Below are 22,743 nucleotides of genomic sequence, written 5' to 3' on the forward strand. Positions count from 1 at the left end.
CGCGGGCGGGCGTGAGCCTGTCGGCGGGAAAACCGCAATTTTAACAGAAGCTAAGGGGTTTTCCGGACTCCCGGACACCGGCAGCGGGCATGGCTCGGGGATCACCCGGGTGGCTGTGCACGTAGCGCTGCGCCGCACTTCGACAGCGCACCGCCACGCGCGTAAGATGCACACTCGCACCGCGCGGGCCGGCTCGGCAACAGACGAGTGACAGACCGCGCCGGGTTTCCCGCAGACAGGAGACGATCATGAGCAGACCGGCCAACACCCCCTGGCTCACCCCCTACCTGACCGTCGCCAACGGGCGCGCCGCACTGGACTTCTACAGCCGCGCCTTCGGCTTTGCCGCCGGCAACGTGGTCGATGAAAACGGCGTGCCGACCCATGCCGAAATGCACTACCAGGGCGACCTGGTGGTAATGTTCGCACCCGAAGGCGCCTGGGGCAGCACCGCCCGCACGCCCCGCTCGCTGGGCGTGGAATGCCCGCAAACCTTCTATGTCTACTGCGACGATGTCGACGCGATGCACCAGCGCGCGGTCGACGCCGGCGCCGTCAGCCTGATGGCCCCCGCCGACCAGTTCTGGGGCGACCGCTACTGCATGGTCGAGGACCCGGACGGGTACCGCTGGGGCTTCGGCAAGCCGCTCGATCCGAACGGGGGCAAGGCAAGCTGATGGCTCCGCGTTTCTTTGTCGGCGGCACGGACACGGTCCTGGCCGCCGAAGCCGAATTTCCGCTGCCCGAGCCGGTGGTACGCCACGCCCAGGTGCTGCGCCTGGCGCCCGGTGACGCCATCACGCTGTTCGACGGTCGCGGCGGCAGCCACGCCGCCACCCTGCTTGAACTGGGCAAGCGCCATGCGCTGGCGCGCATCGGCGCGCACGACGCGGCCGAGGCCGAGCTGCCCTTCCGCGTCAGGCTGGCGCAAGGGCTGGCCGGCGGCGACAAGATGGACTGGCTGATCGAGAAAGCGGTAGAACTCGGTGTCGCCGCGATCCAGCCCCTGCAGGCCAACCGCTCGGTGGTGCGCCTCGCCGGTGACCGCGCGCACAAGCGCCAGGCGCACTGGCAGGCGCTGGTGCAGGCCGCCTGCGAACAATGCGGGCGCAATCGCTTGCCGGCAGTGGCCCCGGTCGCTAACTTTGAGACGTGGCTGGCGCAGTCAGGCAGCGGCGCCGGTGCACGGCTGCTGGTATCGCCGCGGGCCGAGCAGTCGCTGCCGGCCTATATTGCCGAGCACCGCGACGCCCTGCTCGCCGATGGCGTCACGCTGCTGATCGGACCGGAAGGCGGGCTGTCGCCCGATGAAGAACAAGCGGCGCGGCAAGCCGGCTTCACCGGCGTGTCGCTCGGCCCGCGCATCCTGCGCACCGAGACCGCCGGGCTGGCCTGCCTTTCCACGCTCAACGCCTTGCTTGGCGGATTCTGACGGCGGCGGCCATCCGGCCAGCGCCAACCTTGACTGAAGGAGTCGACCATGGGACTACTCGATAGCGTGCTGGGCGGCGTGCTCGGACAACTGGGCAATGCCCGCGGCGAAGAAGGCAGCGCCGGCGGGCTCAATCCGAAGCTGATGATGGCGCTCGGCCTGCTGGCAATGCTGGCCATGCGCAACCGCAGCCAGGAAAGCGGCTCCGCAGCGCCGGTCGACGATGGGCTCGGTGGACTGGGCAGCCTTGGCGGGCTGCTAGGCGGCATGATCGGCGGCAATGCCAGCGCGCCCGGCGCCACCGGCGGGCTCGACCTTGGCTCCCTGCTCGGCGGGCTGCTTGGCGGCCAGGGTGGCGCCCCGGCCAACAGCCAGGCGCTGGGCGCTGCCGCAGGCGGCATCGGCGCGCTGCAGCAGATCCTGGCGCAGGCGGGGCTGGGCGAGCAGGTGGATTCGTGGATCGGCACCGGCGCCAACCAGCCGGTCACGCCTTCGGCGCTGAGCGACGCGCTGGGCGGGACCGGGGCGCTGGACTCGCTGGCACAGTCGACCGGGATGTCGCAGGAGGACGTGGCAGCGCAACTGAGCGAGGGCCTGCCCGAGCTGATCGACCGGCTGACGCCGCACGGGCATGTCCCTGCGCAGGAGTGAGGCCGGCACGCGCCGCGCGCATACAAGCAAAAAGCCCGCAATTGCGGGCTTTTTGCTTGTATGGAACGGTACCGGCGCTCAGGCGAACGAGTAGAACACCCGGAACTGCACCTTACGCTCGCCCCAGAACTCGGCGGCATCGCGAAACACGTCGAGCAGCACCTCGCGCCCTTCCTTGTCGAACTTCTGCGCAATCGGCAGGCCTTCCAGAACGATGACAAAGCCCGGCTGCGGGCCAGCCTTGTAGATCAGGTCGGTCAGGCAGTCCGCCAGCGCATCGAAGTTCTTGCCGAAATGCTTGGGGAAGATAAACGACGTTGCGATCGTTTCCAGAACCTCGGCCTTGCTGGCGCAATGCGCGCAGTTGGCATACAGGAAATGCTGGCCGAGATCGGCGGCCGCCTGGGCCAGCTCGGGCACGCGGAAGGCGCGGATCGACTGGACGATGTTCGGACGCACCGTCTTGAACAGGTTCATGGCCCCCTCGCTGGTGCCGTCAGCCCAGCCTGCACCGGCCGGCATGGCCACGGGCGCGTTCGCGGGCGGGAGTTTGTGCGTGAGCTCTTGGCGCTGCGGCATCGTCAGCACGTTGTCGTATAGGTTCTGGGCCTGCTGCTGGGCCCGCTGCCAGCCATCTCCGGCGCCGCGCTCTTCGCGGGCGGCAAGGGCGTCGCCCAATCCGAAAATGTCAGTCATCATTTGAGTATCCGTTTGAAGCTGTTGTAGTGGTCTTCCGTGTAGTAACAATCGTTGGCAGCGCGCTGTTCCCCGCCGCATACGATCCGCCTGGCTCCCCGGTTCCGGCTTCTGGCGCTCTTTACCGTGTACTCGCGGTAGTAGCCGCGTTCTTTTTGCGGCAGCAGGCGTTCGTAGTTCCCGAACCTGGTTCCGTCCTTGTCATACGGAAACGGGCCGCCGGCTTCGATGCGCTCCAGGGTCTGCCGTGCTTCGTTGGGCAACTGCTGCACCGCAATGGTTCCCATGCCTTCGGTCTGCGCCTGGCGCGCCAGCGCGGGCTGCGCCAGGGCCAGCACCAACGCCGCGCCGGTCATCGACCGGGCCAGCATCCGCGCTGCCTGCTGCATCAAGGGTACTTGGGAAACCACGTTGCTTGTCTAGGTTGAACCGGAAATCGAGCCTGCCGCTGTTTGGGTAGACGATCTGTCCGGGCCACCCTGGCCGGCAAACCTTGCGCGCCTTTCAATTCACGCGCCGGATGCCAACCGCACCGGGGCGCTCATGGCGAGCGCCTGTATCAAAGGCGTAAGGTTACGCGCATGCACGCAATTAATCAATCCCGGCCCCGGCGCAGCGGGATTTCTTCAATTGTTTCAATATGTTAAGCGTATGTGTGCGCATACTAACCGTCACCGCCAAGCGACAAAAAAGCCGGGCGAACCCGGCTTTTCCGCAACCGCTGCAACGCAGCCGGCTTAACGCTTGGCAGCAGCGTCCACCACCACCAGCGAGGTCATGTTGACGATGCGGCGCACCGTCGCCGACGGCGTCAGGATATGCACCGGCGCGTTCACGCCCAGCAGGATCGGGCCGATCGCCACGTTGTTGCCCGCGGCAACCTTGAGCAGGTTGTACGAGATATTGGCTGCGTCGATGTTCGGGCACACCAGCAGGTTGGCTTCGCCCTGCAGCGTGCTGTCCGGCACCAGCCGGTCGCGCAGCTTCTGGTCGAGCGCGCTGTCGCCGTGCATTTCACCGTCGACTTCGAGTTCCGGCGCGCGCTCGCGCAGGATGGCGAGCGTATCGCGCATCTTGCGGGCCGAAGGCGCCTCGGACGTGCCGAAGTTCGAGTGCGACAGCAGGCCGACCTTGGGCTCGATACCGAAGCGCTTCAGTTCTTCGGCAGCCATCAGCGTGATCTCGGCCAGCTCCTCGGCGGTCGGGTCCACGTTGACGTGGGTGTCGACCAGGAAGATCTGGCGGCCCGGCAGCACCAGGCCGTTCATGGCCGCGTAGACCTTGCCAGTGCCGCCCAGCACCTGGTCGATGTAGCGCAGGTGCGCCGCGGTGGTGCTGACGGTACCGCAGATCATGCCGTCGGCCTCGCCCTGCTTGACCAGCATGGCGCCGATCAGCGTGGTGCGGCGGCGCAGTTCCAGCTTGGCGTACTGGGGCGTGATGCCCTGGCGCGCCATCATGCGGTAATACGCGTCGGAGTAGTCGCGGAAGCGCTCGTCGTGCTCGGGATTGACCACAGTGAAGTCGACGCCGGCGCGCAGGCGCAGGCCGAAGCGCTCGATGCGGTGCTGCAGCACGGCCGGGCGGCCGATCAGGATCGGGTTGGCCAGCTTTTCATCGACGATCACCTGCACGGCGCGCAGCACGCGCTCTTCTTCGCCCTCGGCAAAGACGATGCGCTTCTTCTCCATCTCGACCTTGCGCGCGGCGGCGTAGATCGGCTTCATCAGCGTGCCGGAGTGGTACACGAACTGCTGCAGTTGCAGGCGGTAGGCGTCCATGTCCTCGATTGGACGGGCGGCCACGCCCGACTTCATCGCGGCTTCGGCCACGGCCGGCGCCACCTTGACGATCAGGCGCGGATCGAACGGCTTCGGGATCAGGTACTCGGGGCCGAACGACAGGTCCTGGATGCCATAGGCGCTGGCAACGATGTCGCTCTGCTCCTGGCGCGCCAGCTCGGCCAGCGCGTTGGCCGCGGCGATCTCCATCTCGCGCGTGATGGTGGTGGCGCCGCAGTCCAGCGCGCCACGGAAGATGAACGGGAAGCACAGGACGTTGTTGACCTGGTTCGGGTAGTCGGTGCGGCCGGTGGCCATCACGGCGTCCGGGCGCACTTCCTTGACCAGCTCGGGCGCGATTTCCGGGTTCGGGTTGGCCAGCGCCAGCACCAGCGGCTTGTCGGCCATGCGCTGGACCATGTCCTGCTTGAGCACGCCCGCGGCGGACAGGCCCAGGAAGATGTCGGCGCCGTCGATGACCTCACCCAGCTTGCGCTTGTCGGTTTTCTGCGAGAAACGGGCCTTTTCCGGATCCATCAGCTCGGTACGGCCTTCATAGACCACGCCGGCCAGGTCGGTCACCCAGATGTTCTCGATGGGCAGGCCGATGTCGACCAGCAGGTCCAGGCAGGCCAGCGCGGCGGCGCCGGCGCCCGAGGCGACCAGCTTGACCTTGCTGATGTCCTTGCCGACCACCTTCAGGCCGTTGATCACGGCCGCGGCCACCACGATTGCGGTGCCGTGCTGGTCGTCGTGGAAGACGGGAATCTTCATCTTCTCGCGCAGCTTGCGCTCGACGTAGAAGCACTCCGGTGCCTTGATGTCTTCCAGGTTGATGCCGCCGAAGGTGGGCTCCAGCGCGGCGATGATCTGGACCAGCTTTTCCGGGTCCTTCTCGTCGATTTCGATATCGAACACGTCGATACCGGCAAACTTCTTGAACAGGCCGCCCTTGCCTTCCATCACGGGCTTGGAGGCCGCGGCGCCGATGTCGCCCAGGCCGAGCACGGCGGTGCCGTTGGTGATCACCGCGACGAGGTTGCCGCGCGCGGTATAGCGGAAGGAATTGGCCTGGTCGACCACGATCTCTTCACAGGCCGCGGCCACGCCCGGCGAGTAGGCCAGTGCCAGGTCGCGCTGGTTCGACAGCGGCTTGGTCGGGGTGACGGAAATCTTGCCGGGGGTCGGAAACTCGTGGTACTCGAGCGCCGCTTTGCGCAGCGCCTCACGCTGCTGCTGTTTCAGATCGTCTTGGGACGGGGACTGCTGAGGGCTGGTCATCGGCGCATTTTCCAATCGGTGGAGCCGTCATTGACTGGCGGGGACGATCGGCGGACCGGCTCCACGTGTCCGCCCTTCTCTTCCTTTGGAACCCAGCATTTTATATAGTGAAATACTATTTCACAATAAGCCTTTTGCTTGGGGCACCTTTGCTATTCGGTACAATATGCCCCATCCAGCGGGGCAACACCAGCAAGCGTAGCGCCGCCCGGCGCATGGCTGGTGACTCGCTGCGGTCATGGCTGTCGTGCGCGGCAGTATCTTGCTGAAACGCTGCCGGCGCCGCATCCTGATGCGCCCATCCGAGTCCTTCCGTCCCTCCGGTGCCTGCCGGCCGGGCAAACACCTGTCCACTGCCAGTTCGCCGCGATGTCCGACGCCCAGACCGCTCCCCTTTCAGAGTTCGACCTGATTCGCCGCTATTTCACGCGTCCGGTGCACAAAGCCGCACTCGGCGTGGGCGACGACTGCGCACTGATCGAAGGCCGCCCGGGCCATCACCTCGCCATCAGCACCGACATGCTGGTCAGCGGCCGCCATTTCTTTGCCGACGTGGCGCCACGCGCGCTGGGCCACAAGGCGCTGGCGGTCAACCTGTCCGACCTCGCCGCGATGGGGGCCGAGCCGCGCGCCTTCACGCTGGCGCTAGCCCTGCCCGAGGCCGACCCGGCATGGCTGGCCGAGCTGGCCGACGGCATGCTGGCCCTGGCCGACGCCCACGGCTGCGAGCTGGTCGGCGGCGACACCACGCGCGGTCCGCTGACGCTGTCGCTGACCGTGTTCGGCGATGTCCCGCACCGCGCGGCGCTGCGCCGCGACGCGGCACGCCCGGGCGACGATATCTGGATCTCCGGCACGCTTGGCGACGCGCGCCTCGCACTGGGCGACTGCCGTGGAGAATGGCTGCTGCCCGAGCCCGACTTCACCCAGGTACGCCCGCGCATGGACACGCCGACACCGCGCGTGGCACTGGGCATGGCCCTGCGCGGCGTAGCGCATGCAGCACTCGACATCTCCGACGGCCTGATCGGCGACCTTGGCCATATCCTGGCACGCTCGCAGGTGGGCGCACTGGTCGATGTCGACGCCCTGCCGCGCTCGGCGGTGCTGGCCAGCCAGCCGGAGGCGATCCAGCGTGAATGCGTCTTGGCGGGCGGGGACGACTACGAGCTGTGCTTCACCGCCCCGGCGGGCAACCGCGATGCGCTCGCCGCAATCAGCGAACGGCTGGCGTTGCCGCTGACGCGAGTCGGGGCGATCACATCGGAGCCGGGCCTGCGCCTGGTCGACCATGCCGGCAACCCCACGCGCTACACCGGCGCCAGCTTCGACCACTTCGCCTCCTCCTGACACCGGGGCACAGGCGTGTCATGATGCCGGCATCGGCGCGCCGCGCGGGAACCGGAGTCCCGCCTTTTGCAGCACTAAAAGCAGCAGTTGCCGCAGCAAGCCGGCCATAACCATAAGCAGCATCCGCATCACACGAGCCAACCTTGATGTCCACCATCCCGTCCGGGGCCGCACCCCGCGATCCCGCCATGACCCTGGAAGCCGGCCAGACCGTCAAGGTCACGCGCCCGACGGCGCGCTTCATGCTGGCGCATCCGGCCCACCTGATCGCCTTCGGCTTCGGCTCGGGCCTGTCGCCGGTCAGCCCCGGCACGGTCGGCACGCTCTACGCGTGGCTGTCGTTCGTGGTGGTGTCGCTGTGGATCGAGCCGACCACCTGGCTATGGGTGGTAGGCGGCGGCTTCCTGCTGGGCCTTTGGGCCTGCGCCAAAACCGCGCGCGACATGGGCGTGCATGACCATGGCAGCATGGTGTGGGACGAGATCATCGCGTTCTGGCTGGTGCTGGCCTTTGTCACGCCGACCGGATTCTGGGGGCAGTTCGCCGCCTTCCTGTGGTTCCGGCTGTTCGATATCGCCAAGCCCGCGCCGATTGGCTACTACGACCGCACGCTCAAGGGCCCCGGCCTGCGCGGCGGCTTCGGCGTGATGTTCGACGACATCTTCGCGGCCTTCTACACGCTGCTGGTGTTCGCGCTGTGGCGCTCGTTCTGAGTCCCGCCCCTTCCAACAAACCCCAAATCCATCATGTCAGTCAGCCGCCTGCTCGACCAGCTTGCCGTCCAGTCCGGCGTCGCCCTTGCCGATAAATCCCTGATGCTGGCCACCGCCGAGTCCTGTACCGGCGGACTGGTCGCCGCCGCCATCACCGATGTCTCGGGCTCTTCAGGCTGGTTCGAGCGCGGCTTCGTCACCTATTCCAACGAAGCCAAGTCCACTATGCTGGGCGTGCCGGCCAAGCTGATCCGCGACCACGGTGCCGTCAGCGAAGAGGTCGCGCGCGCGATGGCAGAAGGGGCGCTGCTGAACAGCCGCGCGCAGGTCTCGCTGGCGATCACCGGCGTGGCCGGCCCCAACGGCGGCACGCCGGAAAAACCGGTGGGCATGGTGTGCTTTGGCTGGAGCAACCGCATCACCACCATCGTGGAAACCCAGCGCTTTCCCGGCGACCGGGCGCAGATCCGGCGCCAGGCGGCGGAGCACGCGATGCGGGGGTTGCTGGAGTTGCTGCGCAATGAGGCCTGAGGGCTCCTGCCGTCCCAGGGTGCCCAACCGCAGCCCACACTGCAGCCCAACAAAAAACCGCGCCAGCTGGCGCGGTTTTTTTAACCTGCCGCATGCGGCAGTCAGCCGTGGCGGTAGCGATTGATGGTCTCCCGCGTCTGCAGCGCCACGTTGCGCGCCGCCGCCGCGAAATCCTTCTCGCGGCTGGCGTACAGGATCGCGCGCGACGAGTTGATCATCATGCCGGTGCCATCCGCGGTACGCCCGGCCTTGACCGTCGCTTCGATATCGCCCCCCTGCGCGCCGATGCCGGGGATCAGCAGCGGCATGTCGCCGACGATCTGGCGCACGCGCGCGATTTCGTTGGGGAAGGTGGCGCCCACCACCAGGCCCATCTGGCCGGTGGTGTTCCAGCGCTCGCGCGCGGCCTCGGCCACCAGCTGGTACAGCGGCTTGCCCTCGACCTGCAGGAACTGCACGTCCGAGCCGCCGGGGTTGGAAGTGCGGCACAGCACGATCACCCCGCGGTCCGGGTAGGCCAGGTACGGCTGCATCGAATCGAAGCCCATGTACGGGCTGACCGTGACTGCGTCGGCGCGGTAGCGCTCGAATGCTTCCAGCGCATAGTGCTCGGCGGTCGAGCCGATATCGCCGCGCTTGGCGTCCAGGATCACCGGGATGCCGGGGTGGGCGTCGTGGATGTAGTGGATCAGCTGCTCGAGCTGGTCTTCGGCGCGCTGCGAATGGAAATACGCGATCTGCGGCTTGAAGGCGCAAACCAGGTCGGCGGTGGCATCGACGATCTCGCGGCAGAACGAGAAGATGGCGCCGCCCGTGCCGGTCAGCGACAGCGGCAGCTTATGCGGATCAGGGTCGAGCCCGACGCACAGAAGGGAATCGTTGCGCTGCCAGGCGGCAGCAAGCTGCTCGGTGAAAGTCATGGGATGCTCGAAATTTCCTGGTGGCGCCGGCGCCTCATGGGACATCCAAGTCCCAGGCCGGCACGGTTGGCCGCAGCGGCGTGAAAACCTTTCATCCCTGCAGCATATGTCGTTTCCGGCAATTTTACCCGCTGCGTGCTATCGTTTTGCGCTTCCTCTCAAAACAAAGAGCGGCATCGCGCACAGCCGCCATCCTGCAGTCATGTCTCTCGATCGCCGCGGTATTTTCCTGCTTGTCGTTCTGACCCTCGCCTGGGGCATCAACTGGCCCATCATGAAGGTCGGGGTTGCGCATTTTCCGCCGATGGGCTTCCGCCTGCTGTGCATGGCCGGCGGCGTGGTCGCGCTGGGCCTGGCGCTGCGCCTGCGCGGCGATTCGCTGGCGGTGCCGCGGCGCGAATGGGGCACGGTGTTCCGCCTTGCCCTGCCCAACATGGTGGTGTGGCACCTGTTCGCCATCTGCGCGGTCAAGATGCTGTCGTCGGGACGTGCCGCCATCCTCGGCTACACCATGCCGATCTGGGCCGTGGTGTGGGGCCTGGTCTTCTTCCGCGAACGCATCGGCGGCTGGGCCTGGATTGGCATCGGCTGCGCGCTGGCGGGCACGGTGCTGCTGCTGTCGGGCGAAATCAGCGCGCTGACCGGCAGCCCTGCCGGCACGCTGCTGATGCTGCTGGCCGCGGCTGGCTGGGGCTTCGGCACCCAGTTGATGAAGCGCACCCAGACTGACGTGCCGATCGGCGCCATGACCTTCTGGATGCTGCTGGCAACCGTGCCCTTCCTGCTCGCCGGCACGCTGCTGCTGGAGCACGGGTGGCGCATGCCGACCGCCGTCGAATGGGGTGCGATCGCCTACAACGCGGTGGTGGTCTTCGCCTTCTGCCACCTGGTCTGGTTCGGGCTGGCGCGCAGCCTGCCGCCGGTGGTGTCGAGCCTGTCGATCATGTTCATCCCGGTGGTCGGCGTCTTCTCGGGCATGTGGCTGCTGGGCGAGCAGCCGCACTGGCAGGACTACGCCGCCATCGTGCTGATGTTCATGGCCCTGTCCTCGGTGATGCTGGCGCCGCTGTTGTGGCGCCGGCTGCGCGGTGCCATGGGCTGAGCCCGCCTGGGGGGCGGAGCACAACGGCCACGCCGCCTGCCGCGCCGACTTCGCGGAGATTTCACTTAACAAGCGCCCCTTCGTTGGGCTACACTCGCGGCCATCACAATCCCGGAGAAATTACGTGGGCAGTAGCATCGGGTGTTCGAGTTGGCGCAGTCATGCGGCCACTGCGAATGCCATGTCACTGCGGGCTGCGTAACGACGACCTGCCCGGAGCACCCGGCTCCGCGCTTCGTCGGCCTTGCCCGCAGTCAGAACTGCGGGCGAGTGTCTTTCCGTGCCACCGGCGGCGCCTCCATGCGCGCCCTGCCGTGGCGGATCTTCCCTCTCCCGGCTAGCCAGCCAACCCAGGCAAACGCCATCGCCTTGTCCGCCCTGCTCTCGCGCAGCCGCGGGACAGCGCGATCACGCTTGCCCGTGGCCCGGCCTTTCGCGGCTTGCCGCTGGGCCATGACGGGGCATGACGCAATACCTGGGATGCGGCGAGCCGCCTGCGCTTGTCTTCGCGCTTGTCATTGTTTTTCGTCGCAAATCAGCAATAAGGAATCCCGGGGATGATCAACCTGTTCGTCCTGCAGAAAGGCCGGCTTGCCCAGGAGCAAGTCGACGAGCGCAATGAGCTGCTGCAGCACAAGCCGATCTGGATCGATGTCGTCAACCCTGACGACGAAGAGCTGAACTGGATCAAGGAAGCCTACGGCGTCGCCCTTCCCGAGCTGGAAGACCTGGGCGACCTGGAGGCGTCGGCGCGCTATTTCGAGGGCGAGGACGAAAATATCCATATCCGCACCGACTTCCTGCTCGCCGAGGAAGAGGTCTCGCGCAACGTGCGCGTGGCCTTCGTGCTGACCAAGGACGTCCTGTTCTCCATCCACGACGAAGACCTGCCGGTGTTCCGGCTGGTGCGGCTGCGCGCGCGCATGCGACCGGGCTCGGTGCGCAACGCCAAGGATGTGCTGATGGACCTGTACGCGACCGATGCGGAATACTCGGCCGACTCGATCGAAGAAGTCTACGAGCGCCTGGAAGAAGCCAGCCGCCGCGTGCTGGCCGAGAACGTGACCGATGCCGCCGCGGCCGACGTGCTGGAAACCATCGCCCGCGAGGAAGACCTGAACGGCCGCATCCGCCGCAACGTGATGGACACGCGCCGTGCGGTGTCCTTCCTGATGCGCAGCCAGCTGCTGTCGGCCGAGCAGCAGGACGAAGCGCGCCAGATCCTGCGCGACATCGACTCGATCGAGAACCACACCGCGTTCCTGTTCGACAAGATCAACTTCCTGATGGATGCGACCGTCGGTTTCATCAACATCAACCAGAACAAGATCATCAAACTGTTCTCGGTGGTGTCGGTGGCATTGATGCCGCCCACGCTGATCGCGAGTATCTACGGCATGAACTTCAAGGTGATGCCGGAACTGGACTGGGCCGCGGGCTATCCGTGGGCGATTGCGCTGATGGCGGTGTCGGCGGCGATCCCGCTGGTGTATTTCCGCCGCAAGGGGTGGCTGAGCTGAGTCCCGGAGGCCCGCCGGGCCTCAGTCCGGCAGCGTCGCCGCGCCCATCCGGCGCGCGATGATCCCCGCCTTGGCGCGGAAATTCACCCGCACGTTGGCGCAGTACTCCTTCTTGTCGAAGCACTTGGGCGCCGGCAGCGCCGCCGCCAGCCGCGCGGACTGGCCGATGCTGAGCTTGTCGGCATTGGTGCGGAAGTAGTGCTGTGCCGCGGCCTGCGCGCCGAACACGCCCTCGCCCCACTCCACCGAGTTCAGGTAGATCTCGTAGATGCGCTGCTTGTCCAGCCAGAACTCCAGCATCCACGTGATCGCCAGCTCCTGCCCCTTGCGCAGGTAATGCTGCTCGGACGACAGGAACAGGTTTTTGGCCAGCTGCTGCGTGATGGTCGACGCGCCGCGCACGATGCGGCCGCGCTTCTTGTTGCGCTCCCAGGCATCGAGCATGGCGTCGAGTTCGTAGCCGGGATGGTTGACGAAGCCCGCATCCTCGCTGGCGATCACCGCGCGCTTGAGGTTGCGCGAGATGCGCTCGTATGGCACCCAGTCGCGTTCCAGCCCGCAGCTCCAAAAATTGAAGCCGCACAGCCGCCAGCGCTCGGCTCGCATGAAGGTCGTGCTCGACGGATTGACGTACTGCCAGCTGGCAATCTGCACGAAGAAATACAGCTGCATCGCCAGCACGCCCGCGACCACGCAGCCCAGCAGGTAGCCGAGCCAGCGCAGCGGATTGAGCGCCGAGCCGGCGGAAGCAGCGCCGCGGGCAGCGCCGGCCGTGCGGTTGCGGATGGCCACGGCTGGCGGCGCCCCGCTCAGCCCTTGCGTTCGGCCTGCAGCGCTTCGCGCAGCTCGGCCAGCACGGGAGCGGTGCGGGGACGCACGCCGCGCCAGATATAGAAGGCCTCGGCGGCCTGCTCGACCAGCATGCCCAGGCCGTCGCTGGTGCGCGCGCCGCAGCGCGCGGCGAACTGCAGGAACACGGTCGGCTCGGCACCGTACATCATGTCGTAGGCCAGCACGCCTTCGCCCAGCAGGAACTCGGGCAGCGGCGGCACTTCGCCATGCAGGCTGCTCGACGAGGCGTTGATCACGATGTCGCAGGCCTCGTCCTCGGACAGGCCTTCGAGCGCATCGAGGCCGCCGCCCCACAGCTCCACGCCGAACTGGTCGGCCGCTTCGACGAATTCTTCAAGCATGTCGGACGCGCGCGACGCGGTGCGATTGGCCACCACGATGCGCGACGGACGCGCCTCGATCAGCGGCAGCATCGCACCCATGGCCGCGCCGCCCGCGCCAAGCAGCAGCACGCGCTTGCCTTCGACCAGCGTGTCGAGGTTGTCCTGGATATCGCGCACCAGGCCCACGCCATCGGTGTTGTCGCCGTGGATCAGGCCATCCTCGATCCACAGCGTATTGACCGCGCCGGCGGCTTCGGCACGCTCGGTCAGGCGGTCGGCCAGGTCATAGGCCTCCAGCTTGAACGGCACCGTCACGTTGCAGCCGTAACCGCCGTCGGCGAAGAACTTGCGCACGGTATCGGCAAACCCGTCCAGCGGCGCTTCCAGCCGGTCATACTGCACCGCTTCGCCGGTCTGGCGCGCAAAGGCGGCGTGGATCGCCGGCGAACGGCTGTGCGCGATCGGATTGCCGATCACCACATACTGGTCCGGCGTGTTCTGGGTGCTGTCGGGCGTAGTGTCTGGAGTTGTCATCAGCGTGCCTGCAGCCGGGTTTCCAGCCCGCTGCGCGAAAACTTGAAGGTGGAAATGACTTCCAGGATGTCCTGGCGTGCCGCCATTTCCGCGGTGAAGGCGCCGAACGGCGCGGCCGCACGCACGATCGCCACGGCCTGTCGGTCCAGCGCGGGATCGCCCGAGCTCTTGACCACGTCGATGGCGTCGATGTTGTAGCCGTCGCGGTTGTAGCCGAGCTTGCCGAGCCGGTTCACGTTGATCACCAGGATCAGCTGGCCGTACAGCGGCTTGCCATTGCGCTGCGGGAAATCGGTGGTGCCGCGCGCCTCGATCTTGCGGCGCAGCCGGTCGTAGTACTGCGCGTAGTCGACCGCCTGCGCGCTGGTCGCGGTCAGCTGGAAGCGCTTGGGCCGCTTGGCATAGTGGTCCAGGTTGCGGCCGATCTCGGCTTCGAGCTTGGCCATCTCGTCGGCCGAGGTGCGCTCGTCCTGGCCGCGCTGGGGATTGTCCTGGCGCTTCTCGCCGGGCTTGAGCGGCTGGCTGTGCACCGCGGGCGCGGCCTCGCGCGCCTGTGTCAGCAGGCGTTGCTGCTCCATTTCGAGCTGCTCGACGCGGCGCTGCACCTGGCGCACAAGGTCGCCTTCCTGCGTCACGGTCTGCGCGGGCAGCGGCGTGGTGGCGCGCTGCAGGTCGTGGTCGCCGCCGCCGTCGAGGTTGGCTTGCGCCAGCGCGGTCGGGTTGCGCGGCTTCTGCGCCGACTTGGCGTTGACCAGCACCACGTCAAGCGGCGAGTCGGTGCGCTTGATCTCGAACACCTCGGGCGCGGCGACGCGCACCATCAGCAGCAGCGCATGCACAACCAGGGAAATGGCCAGCGCCTTGGCCAGCGTACTGCTGTTGTGCCACCTGGCGTGCCACCAGTGGCGGGGAGCGGCGAATGCGGCGTTCACGATGGCGGGAATTTGGCTCGGAAGGTGCGAGGCGACTGGTTGACGAGCATTCCCGGCCAGCCGGGAATGCCGCTAGGCATTGTAAGTGAGCCCCGCCGATTTCCGAAGGCTTCAGCCCGCGGCGGTGCCGCCGGTGTCGCGCTCAGCCGACGGCTCCGCCGGCACGTTGCCACCGGCTTCTGCGGGGGCTTCTGCGGCAGCCTCTTCCGAGGCCCCCGCGGCCTGCTCGGCAGCGTCTTCCGCAGCAGCCTCGGCAGCGGCTTCGGCTGACATTTCAGCGGCTTCCTCGTCGCTTTCCAGCTCTTCTTCAGGCAACACACCCTCGCCGGCAAAGATTTCCAGCACGCGGCACGAGACTTCCAGCGTGATCTCGTCGGTCTCGCCGATCTCCAGCAGCACCTGGGTGCCGCGCTGCGCCTGGACCAGCTCGGGCACGCGCGTGACCAGCGGGATCTCGGTAAAGCGCACCGCGCCTTCCTTGAGCACTGCGGCGACCAGGCGCTCGCGGTTCTCCTGCTTGAGCCAGCGCAGGCACCAGTAGCGCTCCATGGTCGACTGGTGGTCGGCATAGGCGGCATAAGTGCCTTCGAAGTCGGCCACGGCAGCCAGCAGGTCGGCGTCCTTGGGCTTGAACGGCGCCACCAGCTTGGCGGTCACGCCGTGCTGCGCCACCGCCAGGATCTGCCACTGGTTGACCAGGTCGACGTAGCGGCGCAGCGGCGAGGTGCTCCACGCGTACTGCTGCACGCCCAGGCCTTCGTGCGGCGCCGGGTAGGTCTGCATGCGGGTGCGGTGCATGCCCCACGCCTTCTGCGTGCGGTAGATGCCCGGTACGCCGTTGTCCGCCAGCAGCTTGCCCCACGTGCTGTTGGCCAGGATCATCAGCTCGGCCACGATCTTGTCCAAGGGCGAGCCACGCTTGCGCTGCTCGATGCGCACGCGCTGGCTGCCGTCGTCCTGGTCGTCGAGGTAGAAGTTGAAGTCGGCGCGGTTGTGTGTCTCGGGGCGCAGGCCGCTGGCCAGGCGCGCCTTCTGGCGCTCATCGTACAGGTAGCCGGCGAAGTGCCACAGCTGGGTCAGCGCCTCGCGGAACGGGTAGTCGCCGGTGCCGTCGGCGAGCGAGGCCTCGGTGATGACATCGTCGAGCAGGTTGTGGCGCAGGTTGGCGGAGATCGGCACCATCTCGGCGCGGGTCTCGCTGCCGGTGATCAGCCAGACCGTCGGGTCCACCGTCACATACAACGACAGGGCCGGACAAACCCGGCCTTCCTGCAGCGTGTAGCGCTCGACCACCGGGTCGGGCAGCATGGTGATCTTGTCGCCCGGGAAGTACACCGTAGACAGGCGCTGGCGCGCGATCACGTCGAGCGCCTCGCCTCGGCGGATACCCAGCGCGGGCGCGGCGATATGGATGCCGATGCGCAGCTTGCCATCGGGCAGCTTCGTCACCGACAGCGCATCGTCGATCTCCGTGGTGGTGACGTCGTCGATCGAGAACGCCTCGACCTCGGCCAGTGGCAGGTCGGCGGGCGGCTCGGGCACGTCGGTATCGGGGAAGCCGGTGCCCTTCGGAAAGCACTCGGCGAGGAACTTGGCCTCGTGCAGCGCACGTGCGCTGGCGACGCCGCCGACGGCCACCATCAGCCGCATCGGCGTCATGCCGAGCGCGGTGCAGGCCGCGTCCATGGCCTTGTATTCCAGGCTGTTCTTGTCCGGCTTGAACAGCAGTTGCAGCACCTTGTTGCGGAACGATTCCGGCAGCGTCAGCGCCTTGAGCTGTTCTTCATATTCGGCCTGGACCAGCGCCTGCTGGCGCTTGCGCTCGAGCGCGGCCAGCGCGGCCTTGAGCTGGTCCTCGGGCGCGCGCTGGTAGCGGCCACGCCCCTTGCGGCGGAAGTACACCGGGTTGCCGTGCAGCGCCATCGCAAGCGCCGCCTGCTGCACCGCGCCAGGCTCGGCGCCGTAATACTCGGCGGCCAGCTCGGCAAAGCCGAACTCGGCCTCGGGGGCGCATTCCCACAGGAAGTCCAGGTCGATCTCGGCCACCATGTCGCCGGTCTGGCGGACCAGCTCGATCGCCGACGGCTGCGCAAACTGCAGCAGCACGTCGCGCGACTTGACCTTGGTGCGCTTGCCGGCCGGCAGCTCCACCTGGTAAGCCTCGCCCTGCTGGTTCAGCACGGTGCCGGCGCGGATCTCGCCGCCTTCTTCGAACAGCAACTGCATCGATCGGTACTTTCAGAAATGCGCGGATCCGCTTCGGGGCGCCACGGAGCGGGCGCAGCGGTGGATCCTGTGGGAGAAATGGTGCAAACGGCCCCGGCCGGCGGCGCGCTGCACGCCGCGCCGTGGCCACGAGGGCCAGGCCGCAGACCCGGAATGATACCGCACCGGCGCTGCGGCCCCGGGCGTGCGCCCCGGGGCGGTGCGCGCCGCGGGACGCCGGGGACCGGGCCCGAAATAACCGGAAGGGTCAGAGCGACATGCCGCCGCTGGCTTCGATCGCCACGCCGTTGACATAGCTGGCGTCGTCGCTGGCCAGGAAGGCGTAGATGCTGGCGATCTCGGCCGGCTCGGCCAGCCGGCGCAGCCAGCACGACGACTTCATGCCGTCGAGCACCTTGTCGGGCACGGTCTGCAGGATCTCGGTATTGACGAAGCCGGGGCAAACGGCGTTGACGCGCACGCCCTTGGGACCCAGCTCGCGCGCCCAGGTCTTGGTGAAGCCGATCACGCCGAACTTGCTGGCGGCATAGTTGGTCTGGCCGAAGTTGCCATACAGGCCGACCACGCTGGAAGCGTTCAGGATCACGCCCTTGCCCTGCTCGGTCATGATCGTGGCGACAGCCTGGGCGCAGTTGAAGACGCCCTTCAGGTTGACGTCGATCACGGCATCGAACTGCGCCTCGGTCATCTTGGCCAGGCGCGCGTCCTTGGTGATGCCGGCGTTGTTGACCAGGATGTCGATGCGGCCGTGCGCGGCCAGCACCGCAGCCACCATGGCATCGACGTCTTCGCGGCGGGTCACGTCGACCCGGTAGGCGGAGACGCTGGCGCCGGCGCCGGCAAGCTTGCCGGCGGCTTCGCGCACGCGCGCTTCATTGACGTCGCACAGCACGACGACGGCGCCTTCGGCGGCGAAGCGCTGCGCGGTGGCAAAGCCGATGCCAGCGGCGGCACCGGTGATGATGGCAACCCGACCCTGCAGTTTCATCTTGTTATCTCTTGATTTCGGTAGTGTGTGAAGTGATGGGGCCGCGGTCTGTGGTGCGCCGGAACATCGGTAGCGCAATCGCCTTGGTCCCCGGGGCTGGCCGTGCCAGCAGGTCCGGCAAGAAGACCTCTGTCACGAGCATGACGCCGTCGCCGCGCCGGAATACGGAGCGTCGCGCAGGCAGCATGGGCAGCGGCGCCATCGCCGGCAGCACGCGCTGCAGCGCATGGCGCAATGGATGGTGCGGCAGCAGCCGGGCAAACTGGAACGGGTCGCGCGTCACGGCCGGATCGATAAACAGCCGCCCGCCCAGGGGGCGCGCGCCCAGCCCCCGCAGGAACGGCCAGTCGCGCCGCGCATGGCGCAGCCGCACCACGGTGTGGGCGAAGACGGCGGGGATATCGTCGCAGATCAGCAGCACTTCGCGCGTCAGCGCCGGGACGCGGTCGTGCTGGCCCAGCACCTGCCATTCATCGGCCAGCGGCCGCAATGGGCGCTGCAGCAGCTGCGCCACGCGGAAGCGCTCGGACGCGGCCACCAGCCGCGCGGTCAGCGAACCGTCGTCGCCGGTGACCCAGCGCCGCAGGTTGGGCGTGATCGCCGCATCGAATGCCAGGTGCGAACTCCAGCCGCAGCGGCGCGCGGACTGCGCGCTCATGCCGCGCCCGCGCTTGCCGGCACCTTGCCGCCCGGGCCATAGCCGCAGAAAGCGAGCACTTCGTCGACGTAGTCGGCAAATTCGCTGATGCCGTGGTCGCTGCCCTCGATCACGCGGATATTCGCGCCGGGGCAGGCGGCCACCATTTCACGGTAGTCCAGCACCTCGTCGCCGGTGGCGGCGAGGAGGTAGTAGCGCTCGGGGCGCGTGATGGCGTCCACCCGCAGGGCCAGCAGCTCCTGCAGGTGGCGGCGCTCGACCGTGACCGAGCCGCCGCCGAGCCACAGCGGCTGCTCCCCGAGGTATTGCTCCAGGTCGGTCCACGGATGGACCGCCGGGTTCAGCAGCACGGTCTTGCAGCCGTGGCGCTCGCCGAGCCAGCGGGCATAGAAGCCGCCCAGCGACGAGCCCACGATGGCAACTTCCTGGTCGCCGCCGGCCTGGGCGGCGCGGATGGCGGCGTCGGCCTGGGCGATCGCCAGCGCCGGCGAGACATTGAGCTCCGGACAGGCGTAGTAGCGGCCCACGCCCCACTCGCGCATGCGCTCCTGCACCAGGCGCGCCTTGAACGACTGCGGTGAGGAGCGGAATCCGTGCAGGTACAGCAGCATGGCAGCCCCCTGCGGCTCAGGCCGCCGCGGCCAGCGCGTCCAGCAGCTTCTGGTGCACGCCGCCGAAGCCGCCGTTGCTCATCACCAGCACGTGGTCGCCCGGCTGTGCCGCGGCGCACACGGCCTGCACCAGCGCGCCCAGGTCCTGGAATGCGCCAGCCTTGTCGCCCAGCGGCGCCAGCGACTCGGCCAGGTCCCAGCCCAGCGCGTCCTTGCCGGCCGGGGCGCCGTAGCCGAACACCAGGTCAGCCTGCTCCAGGCTTGCCGGCAGCTGGGCTTTCATCACGCCCAGCTTCATGGTGTTCGAGCGCGGCTCCAGCACCGCCAGGATGCGGGCATTGCCGACACGCCGGCGCAGCCCTTCCAGCGTGGTCTGGATCGCGGTCGGATGGTGGGCGAAGTCGTCGTAGACGGTCACGCCGCCGACCTCGCCGCGCACTTCCATGCGGCGCTTGACGTTGGCGAAGCGCGACAGCGAAGCGATCGCCTGCTCCGCCGGCACGCCCACGTGGCGCGCCGCGGCGATTGCCGCCAGCGCGTTCATGCGGTTATGCGTGCCCTGCAGGTCCCACACCACGGTGCCGACCACGGCGCCCTCGAACCAGACGTCGAAGGCATCCTTGCCCGGCTGTGCGGTGTGGGCGGTGTGGGCGGTGTGGGCGGTGTGGGCGGTGTGGGCGGCATCGCTCTCGCGCCAGTCGCCCACGCCGAACTGCTCGACCTCGCTCCAGCAGCCGCGCTCGAGCACGCGCGCCAGGCTTTCCTCGACGCCGTTGACGACCAGCCGGCCCTGGCCCGGTACGATGCGCACCAGGTGGTGGAACTGCGTCTCGATCGCCGCCAGATCCGGGAAGATGTCGGCGTGATCGTATTCCAGGTTGTTCAGGATCGCAGTGCGCGGGCGGTAATGCACGAACTTGCTGCGCTTGTCGAAGAACGCGGTGTCGTACTCGTCGGCCTCGATCACGAAGAAATCGGACTCGGTCACGCGCGCCGAGATGCCGAAGTTCTGCGGCACGCCGCCCACCAGGAAGCCCGGGTTGTAGCCGGCATCCTCCAGGATCCAGGCCAGCATCGACGTGGTGGTGGTCTTGCCGTGCGTGCCGGCCACCGCCAGCACCCACTTGCGCGCCAGCACGTGTTCGCCCAGCCATTGCGGGCCGGACACATAGGGCAGGTTGCGATCGAGGATGGCTTCCATCAGCGGATTGCCGCGCGAAACCACGTTGCCGATCACGAACAGGTCAGGCTCCAGCGCCAGCTGGGCGGGGTCGAAGCCTTCGATCAGCTCGATGCCCTGCGCTTCCAGCTGGGTGCTCATCGGCGGATAGACATTGGCATCGCAGCCGGTGACGCGATGGCCGGCCTGCTTGGCCAGCACCGCCAGGCCGCCCATGAAGGTGCCGCAGATGCCAAGGATATGAATATGCATGGGTTCCCGGGAAGACATGAAGCCCGCAGGCTTGGGGACTCGGCACCCGGCGCTCGCGCGGCGGCAGCGTGGCCGCATGGTGATGGCAGGCCGGGCAGGAAGCCACTGATTGTACCCGAGCGCCGGCGGCCTTCGCTGCACCGCGGCACCGGCGGCCACGTGCGTGCGGCGCCCCGCGTGCGCTCCGGTATCATGGGGCAATGAGCCGACGTACCCCGCCCGACCCCACCCGCCTGCGCGAGGAAATCGCCCAGGCCGCCGCCCGCATGATCGCCGAGGACGGCGCCGACTACGCCACCGCCAAGCGCAAGGCCGCGCGCCAGGTGCTGGGCGAGCAGCGCGTGCCCGGCGAATGGCTGCCCGACAACGACCAGGTCGAGGCCGAAGTGCGCGCCTACCAGGCGCTGTTCCATGGCGACACCCAGCCGCGCGTGCTGGCCCTGCTGCGCCGCGTGGCCGTGCTGGCCATGGAGGACCTCGCGCCGTTCCGGCCCTACCTGGTGGGCGCCGTGCTGAACGGCACCGCCACCGAGCACTCGGATATCTACCTGCAGTGCTTCTGCGACAGCGCCAAGGACGCCACGCTGCACCTGCTGAACGCCGGGGTCGACTTCGAAACCAGCGAAAGCCGTCACTTCGGCGGCCGCGGCGATGTCGAGACCCTCAGCTTCCTGTGGAAGGGCCAGTGGCCCGACCGCCGCGCGGCCCGCCAGCTGGCCGGCGAGGTGCGCGCGGAACTGGGTGCGCCGGTCGGCATCCATATTGCGCTGTATGATGCCGTCGACGAACGCGGCGCCGTGCGCGCCGACGCCTCCGGGCGGCTCACCCGCGCGGACCTGCAGGCCGTACGCGCGCTGATCGGCGAAGATGCCGGCACCGGGCCGTCCTGAATCACGGCCCGCGCCCGCCCCGCTCACGCTACCTAATCCAATGACTGATACCGTCTCCTCGACCGTCCGCCGCTCCCGCCTCTGGCTGTGGATCGCAGTTGCCGTGGCGGCATGCGCCGCCGGCGCGATTGCCGGCCATTTCGTGTTCTCGCCCAAGCCGGCCAGCGACCAGGCCGTCGAGGCGTTCTTCCAGACGCGGCTGCCGGACCCCGCGGGCACCGAGCTTGACCTGGGCACGCTGCGGGGCAAGACACTGGTGGTGAACTTCTGGGCGCCGTGGTGCGGCCCCTGCGTCGAAGAAATGCCCGAGCTGACCGCGCTGCACGAGGAATACAAGAACCGGCAAGTCGAGTTTGTCGGCATCGGCATCGATTCAGCCAGTAATATCCAGCAGTTCACCAGGAAGGTACCGGTCGCCTATCCGCTCGCGGTGGCAGGCTTCGCCGGCACCGAGCTGTCGCGCAATTTCGGCAACAGCGCCGGCGGCTTGCCCTATACCGTGGTCATCAACCCCGACGGCAGCGTCAAGTACCGCAAGATGGGCCGCGTCACCGCGGAAGAGCTGCGCGCGGTGCTGCCTCGCACCTGAGTAAGTTCTTTCGGTATCTCCGGTCAATTTCGGATTTCTCGCGCGATTTGTTCCGTTTCCGTATGTGAGGCCCGAGAAAGTGCCGAAAGCGCCGCCGTATCGTCCCGATGCCGCCGCGCCTTGTATCCCGCGCTAGACAAATCCCTCTAAGCTACGGTAATCTCCGCGCAATTTCGTTGATCTGGTCGAGCCGCCGTGACTGCAACCCGCTCCATCCGTCGCTCAGCCCGCTACCGCAAGGTGCTGGTCCTGCATGGGCCTAACCTGAACCTGCTGGGAACGCGCGAACCGGAGACCTACGGGCACACCACCCTGGCCGATATCGACGCAGCGCTGGCCGACCATGCATCCAAGGCCGGTATTTCCCTGGCTTCGTTCCAGTCCAACCATGAGGGGGCACTGGTCGATCGCATCCACGCCGCGCGCGAGGAAGGCGTCGATTTCATCATCATCAACCCGGCGGCCTACACGCACACCAGCGTGGCCCTGCGCGATGCGCTGGCCGGCGTGGCCATCCCGTTTGTGGAGGTCCACCTGTCCAACGTGCACCGCCGCGAGAGCTTCCGTCACCACTCCTATTTCTCCGATATCGCTGTCGGAGTGATCTGTGGGCTGGGCTGGCAGGGATACCTGCTGGCACTCGACTATGCGCTCGCCCAGGAACAGCCGCCGCCAGGAAGCCCGGGGCGCTGACCCCTGCCAGAATTTTTTTGACGAACCTGCGCGCGCCG

General features: G+C 67.6%; 23 protein-coding genes. 11 read left to right on the top strand and 12 right to left on the bottom strand.

Annotated features, from left to right (window positions below; translation table 11 throughout):
• The first annotated feature begins 248 nt into the window (after nucleotides 1–248).
• From AC5WJ1_RS14210 to AC5WJ1_RS14220, 3 genes are read left to right on the top strand one after another with little or no spacing between them, the layout of a single operon-like run.
• A complete protein-coding gene (locus AC5WJ1_RS14210) occupies nucleotides 249–677 on the top strand; it encodes a VOC family protein (protein ID WP_133092314.1) in 429 nt (142 codons plus the stop codon).
• Nucleotides 677–1,432, top strand: coding sequence for a 16S rRNA (uracil(1498)-N(3))-methyltransferase (locus AC5WJ1_RS14215; RefSeq protein WP_494476174.1), 756 nt, complete (start codon nucleotides 677–679; stop codon nucleotides 1,430–1,432). Before AC5WJ1_RS14210 ends, AC5WJ1_RS14215 begins: the two co-directional genes overlap by 1 nt.
• Before the next feature lie 48 nt (nucleotides 1,433–1,480).
• Nucleotides 1,481–2,083, top strand: a complete 603-nt coding sequence (locus AC5WJ1_RS14220) for a YidB family protein (RefSeq protein WP_133092316.1) — start codon at nucleotides 1,481–1,483, stop codon at nucleotides 2,081–2,083.
• A 78-nt stretch (nucleotides 2,084–2,161) separates the two neighbouring features.
• On the opposite strand, the gene AC5WJ1_RS14225 is transcribed toward AC5WJ1_RS14220, so the two are convergent.
• The 3 genes from AC5WJ1_RS14225 to AC5WJ1_RS14235 form a co-directional block, all read right to left on the bottom strand.
• Nucleotides 2,162–2,782 carry a barstar family protein gene (locus tag AC5WJ1_RS14225; RefSeq protein WP_029047850.1) on the bottom strand — a complete coding sequence of 207 codons (621 nt, stop codon included), beginning with the start codon at nucleotides 2,780–2,782 and terminating at the stop codon, nucleotides 2,162–2,164.
• Nucleotides 2,779–3,150, bottom strand: coding sequence for a guanyl-specific ribonuclease (locus tag AC5WJ1_RS14230; protein WP_133092385.1), 372 nt, complete (start codon nucleotides 3,148–3,150; stop codon nucleotides 2,779–2,781). Before AC5WJ1_RS14230 ends, AC5WJ1_RS14225 begins: the two co-directional genes overlap by 4 nt.
• Nucleotides 3,151–3,516: 366 nt before the next feature.
• The gene (locus AC5WJ1_RS14235; RefSeq protein WP_195431267.1) at nucleotides 3,517–5,841 is read right to left on the bottom strand and encodes an NADP-dependent malic enzyme; all 2,325 of its coding nucleotides are present in this window, start codon (nucleotides 5,839–5,841) and stop codon (nucleotides 3,517–3,519) included.
• Nucleotides 5,842–6,210: 369 nt separating this feature from the next.
• Here AC5WJ1_RS14235 and thiL point away from each other — a divergent pair, with 369 nt between their 5' ends.
• The 3 genes from thiL (at nucleotide 6,211) to AC5WJ1_RS14250 (ending at nucleotide 8,435) form a co-directional block, all read left to right on the top strand.
• On the top strand, nucleotides 6,211–7,191 hold the full coding sequence (gene thiL / locus AC5WJ1_RS14240; protein ID WP_133092318.1) for a thiamine-phosphate kinase: 981 nt from the start codon (nucleotides 6,211–6,213) through the stop codon (nucleotides 7,189–7,191).
• Nucleotides 7,192–7,337: 146 nt separating this feature from the next.
• Nucleotides 7,338–7,904, top strand: coding sequence for a phosphatidylglycerophosphatase A family protein (locus AC5WJ1_RS14245; RefSeq protein ID WP_133092319.1), 567 nt, complete (start codon nucleotides 7,338–7,340; stop codon nucleotides 7,902–7,904).
• Between the two features lie 33 nt (nucleotides 7,905–7,937).
• Entirely contained in the window at nucleotides 7,938–8,435 is a 498-nt protein-coding gene (locus AC5WJ1_RS14250) for a CinA family protein (protein ID WP_133092320.1), read from the top strand.
• 101 nt (nucleotides 8,436–8,536) lie between these two features.
• Here AC5WJ1_RS14250 and pyrF read toward each other — a convergent pair whose 3' ends face one another.
• Nucleotides 8,537–9,355, bottom strand: coding sequence for an orotidine-5'-phosphate decarboxylase (gene pyrF / locus AC5WJ1_RS14255; RefSeq protein ID WP_135705915.1), 819 nt, complete (start codon nucleotides 9,353–9,355; stop codon nucleotides 8,537–8,539).
• A gap of 202 nt (nucleotides 9,356–9,557) precedes the next feature.
• Between pyrF and AC5WJ1_RS14260 the strand changes: the two genes are divergently transcribed.
• A complete protein-coding gene (locus AC5WJ1_RS14260; RefSeq protein WP_135705916.1) occupies nucleotides 9,558–10,457 on the top strand; it encodes a DMT family transporter in 900 nt (299 codons plus the stop codon).
• A 557-nt stretch (nucleotides 10,458–11,014) separates the two neighbouring features.
• On the top strand, nucleotides 11,015–11,977 hold the full coding sequence (corA, locus tag AC5WJ1_RS14265; protein ID WP_133092323.1) for a magnesium/cobalt transporter CorA: 963 nt from the start codon (nucleotides 11,015–11,017) through the stop codon (nucleotides 11,975–11,977).
• A 21-nt stretch (nucleotides 11,978–11,998) separates the two neighbouring features.
• Here the strand turns inward: corA and mtgA are convergent, their stop codons facing one another.
• The 8 genes from mtgA to mpl form a co-directional block, all read right to left on the bottom strand.
• Entirely contained in the window at nucleotides 11,999–12,700 is a 702-nt protein-coding gene (gene mtgA, locus AC5WJ1_RS14270) for a monofunctional biosynthetic peptidoglycan transglycosylase (protein ID WP_133092386.1), read from the bottom strand.
• 86 nt (nucleotides 12,701–12,786) lie between these two features.
• Nucleotides 12,787–13,686, bottom strand: coding sequence for a shikimate dehydrogenase (gene aroE / locus AC5WJ1_RS14275; protein ID WP_133092324.1), 900 nt, complete (start codon nucleotides 13,684–13,686; stop codon nucleotides 12,787–12,789).
• Entirely contained in the window at nucleotides 13,686–14,618 is a 933-nt protein-coding gene (locus AC5WJ1_RS14280) for an energy transducer TonB (RefSeq protein ID WP_434033405.1), read from the bottom strand. Before AC5WJ1_RS14280 ends, aroE begins: the two co-directional genes overlap by 1 nt.
• A gap of 111 nt (nucleotides 14,619–14,729) precedes the next feature.
• Nucleotides 14,730–16,844, bottom strand: a complete 2,115-nt coding sequence (locus AC5WJ1_RS14285; protein ID WP_135705918.1) for a ribonuclease catalytic domain-containing protein — start codon at nucleotides 16,842–16,844, stop codon at nucleotides 14,730–14,732.
• Between the two features lie 247 nt (nucleotides 16,845–17,091).
• Nucleotides 17,092–17,832 carry a 3-oxoacyl-ACP reductase FabG gene (fabG, locus tag AC5WJ1_RS14290; RefSeq protein ID WP_133092327.1) on the bottom strand — a complete coding sequence of 247 codons (741 nt, stop codon included), beginning with the start codon at nucleotides 17,830–17,832 and terminating at the stop codon, nucleotides 17,092–17,094.
• A 4-nt stretch (nucleotides 17,833–17,836) separates the two neighbouring features.
• On the bottom strand, nucleotides 17,837–18,490 hold the full coding sequence (locus AC5WJ1_RS14295; RefSeq protein ID WP_135705920.1) for a chorismate--pyruvate lyase family protein: 654 nt from the start codon (nucleotides 18,488–18,490) through the stop codon (nucleotides 17,837–17,839).
• On the bottom strand, nucleotides 18,487–19,101 hold the full coding sequence (locus AC5WJ1_RS14300) for a YqiA/YcfP family alpha/beta fold hydrolase (protein ID WP_494476175.1): 615 nt from the start codon (nucleotides 19,099–19,101) through the stop codon (nucleotides 18,487–18,489). The genes AC5WJ1_RS14295 and AC5WJ1_RS14300 overlap by 4 nt, the downstream gene beginning before the upstream one ends.
• Nucleotides 19,102–19,117: 16 nt before the next feature.
• Nucleotides 19,118–20,533, bottom strand: a complete 1,416-nt coding sequence (mpl, locus tag AC5WJ1_RS14305; protein ID WP_135705921.1) for a UDP-N-acetylmuramate:L-alanyl-gamma-D-glutamyl-meso-diaminopimelate ligase — start codon at nucleotides 20,531–20,533, stop codon at nucleotides 19,118–19,120.
• Between the two features lie 200 nt (nucleotides 20,534–20,733).
• Here mpl and AC5WJ1_RS14310 point away from each other — a divergent pair, with 200 nt between their 5' ends.
• The 3 genes from AC5WJ1_RS14310 (at nucleotide 20,734) to aroQ (ending at nucleotide 22,705) form a co-directional block, all read left to right on the top strand.
• Nucleotides 20,734–21,423, top strand: coding sequence for a UDP-N-acetylmuramate--alanine ligase (locus AC5WJ1_RS14310; protein ID WP_135705922.1), 690 nt, complete (start codon nucleotides 20,734–20,736; stop codon nucleotides 21,421–21,423).
• A gap of 40 nt (nucleotides 21,424–21,463) precedes the next feature.
• A complete protein-coding gene (locus tag AC5WJ1_RS14315; protein ID WP_135705923.1) occupies nucleotides 21,464–22,012 on the top strand; it encodes a TlpA family protein disulfide reductase in 549 nt (182 codons plus the stop codon).
• Between the two features lie 195 nt (nucleotides 22,013–22,207).
• Nucleotides 22,208–22,705 (top strand): type II 3-dehydroquinate dehydratase, encoded by a 498-nt coding sequence (gene aroQ / locus AC5WJ1_RS14320; protein WP_133092333.1) that lies wholly within the window; start codon nucleotides 22,208–22,210, stop codon nucleotides 22,703–22,705.
• Nucleotides 22,706–22,743 lie beyond the last annotated feature (38 nt).

It is taken from the genome of Cupriavidus sp. MEYA8, from assembly GCF_059278825.1.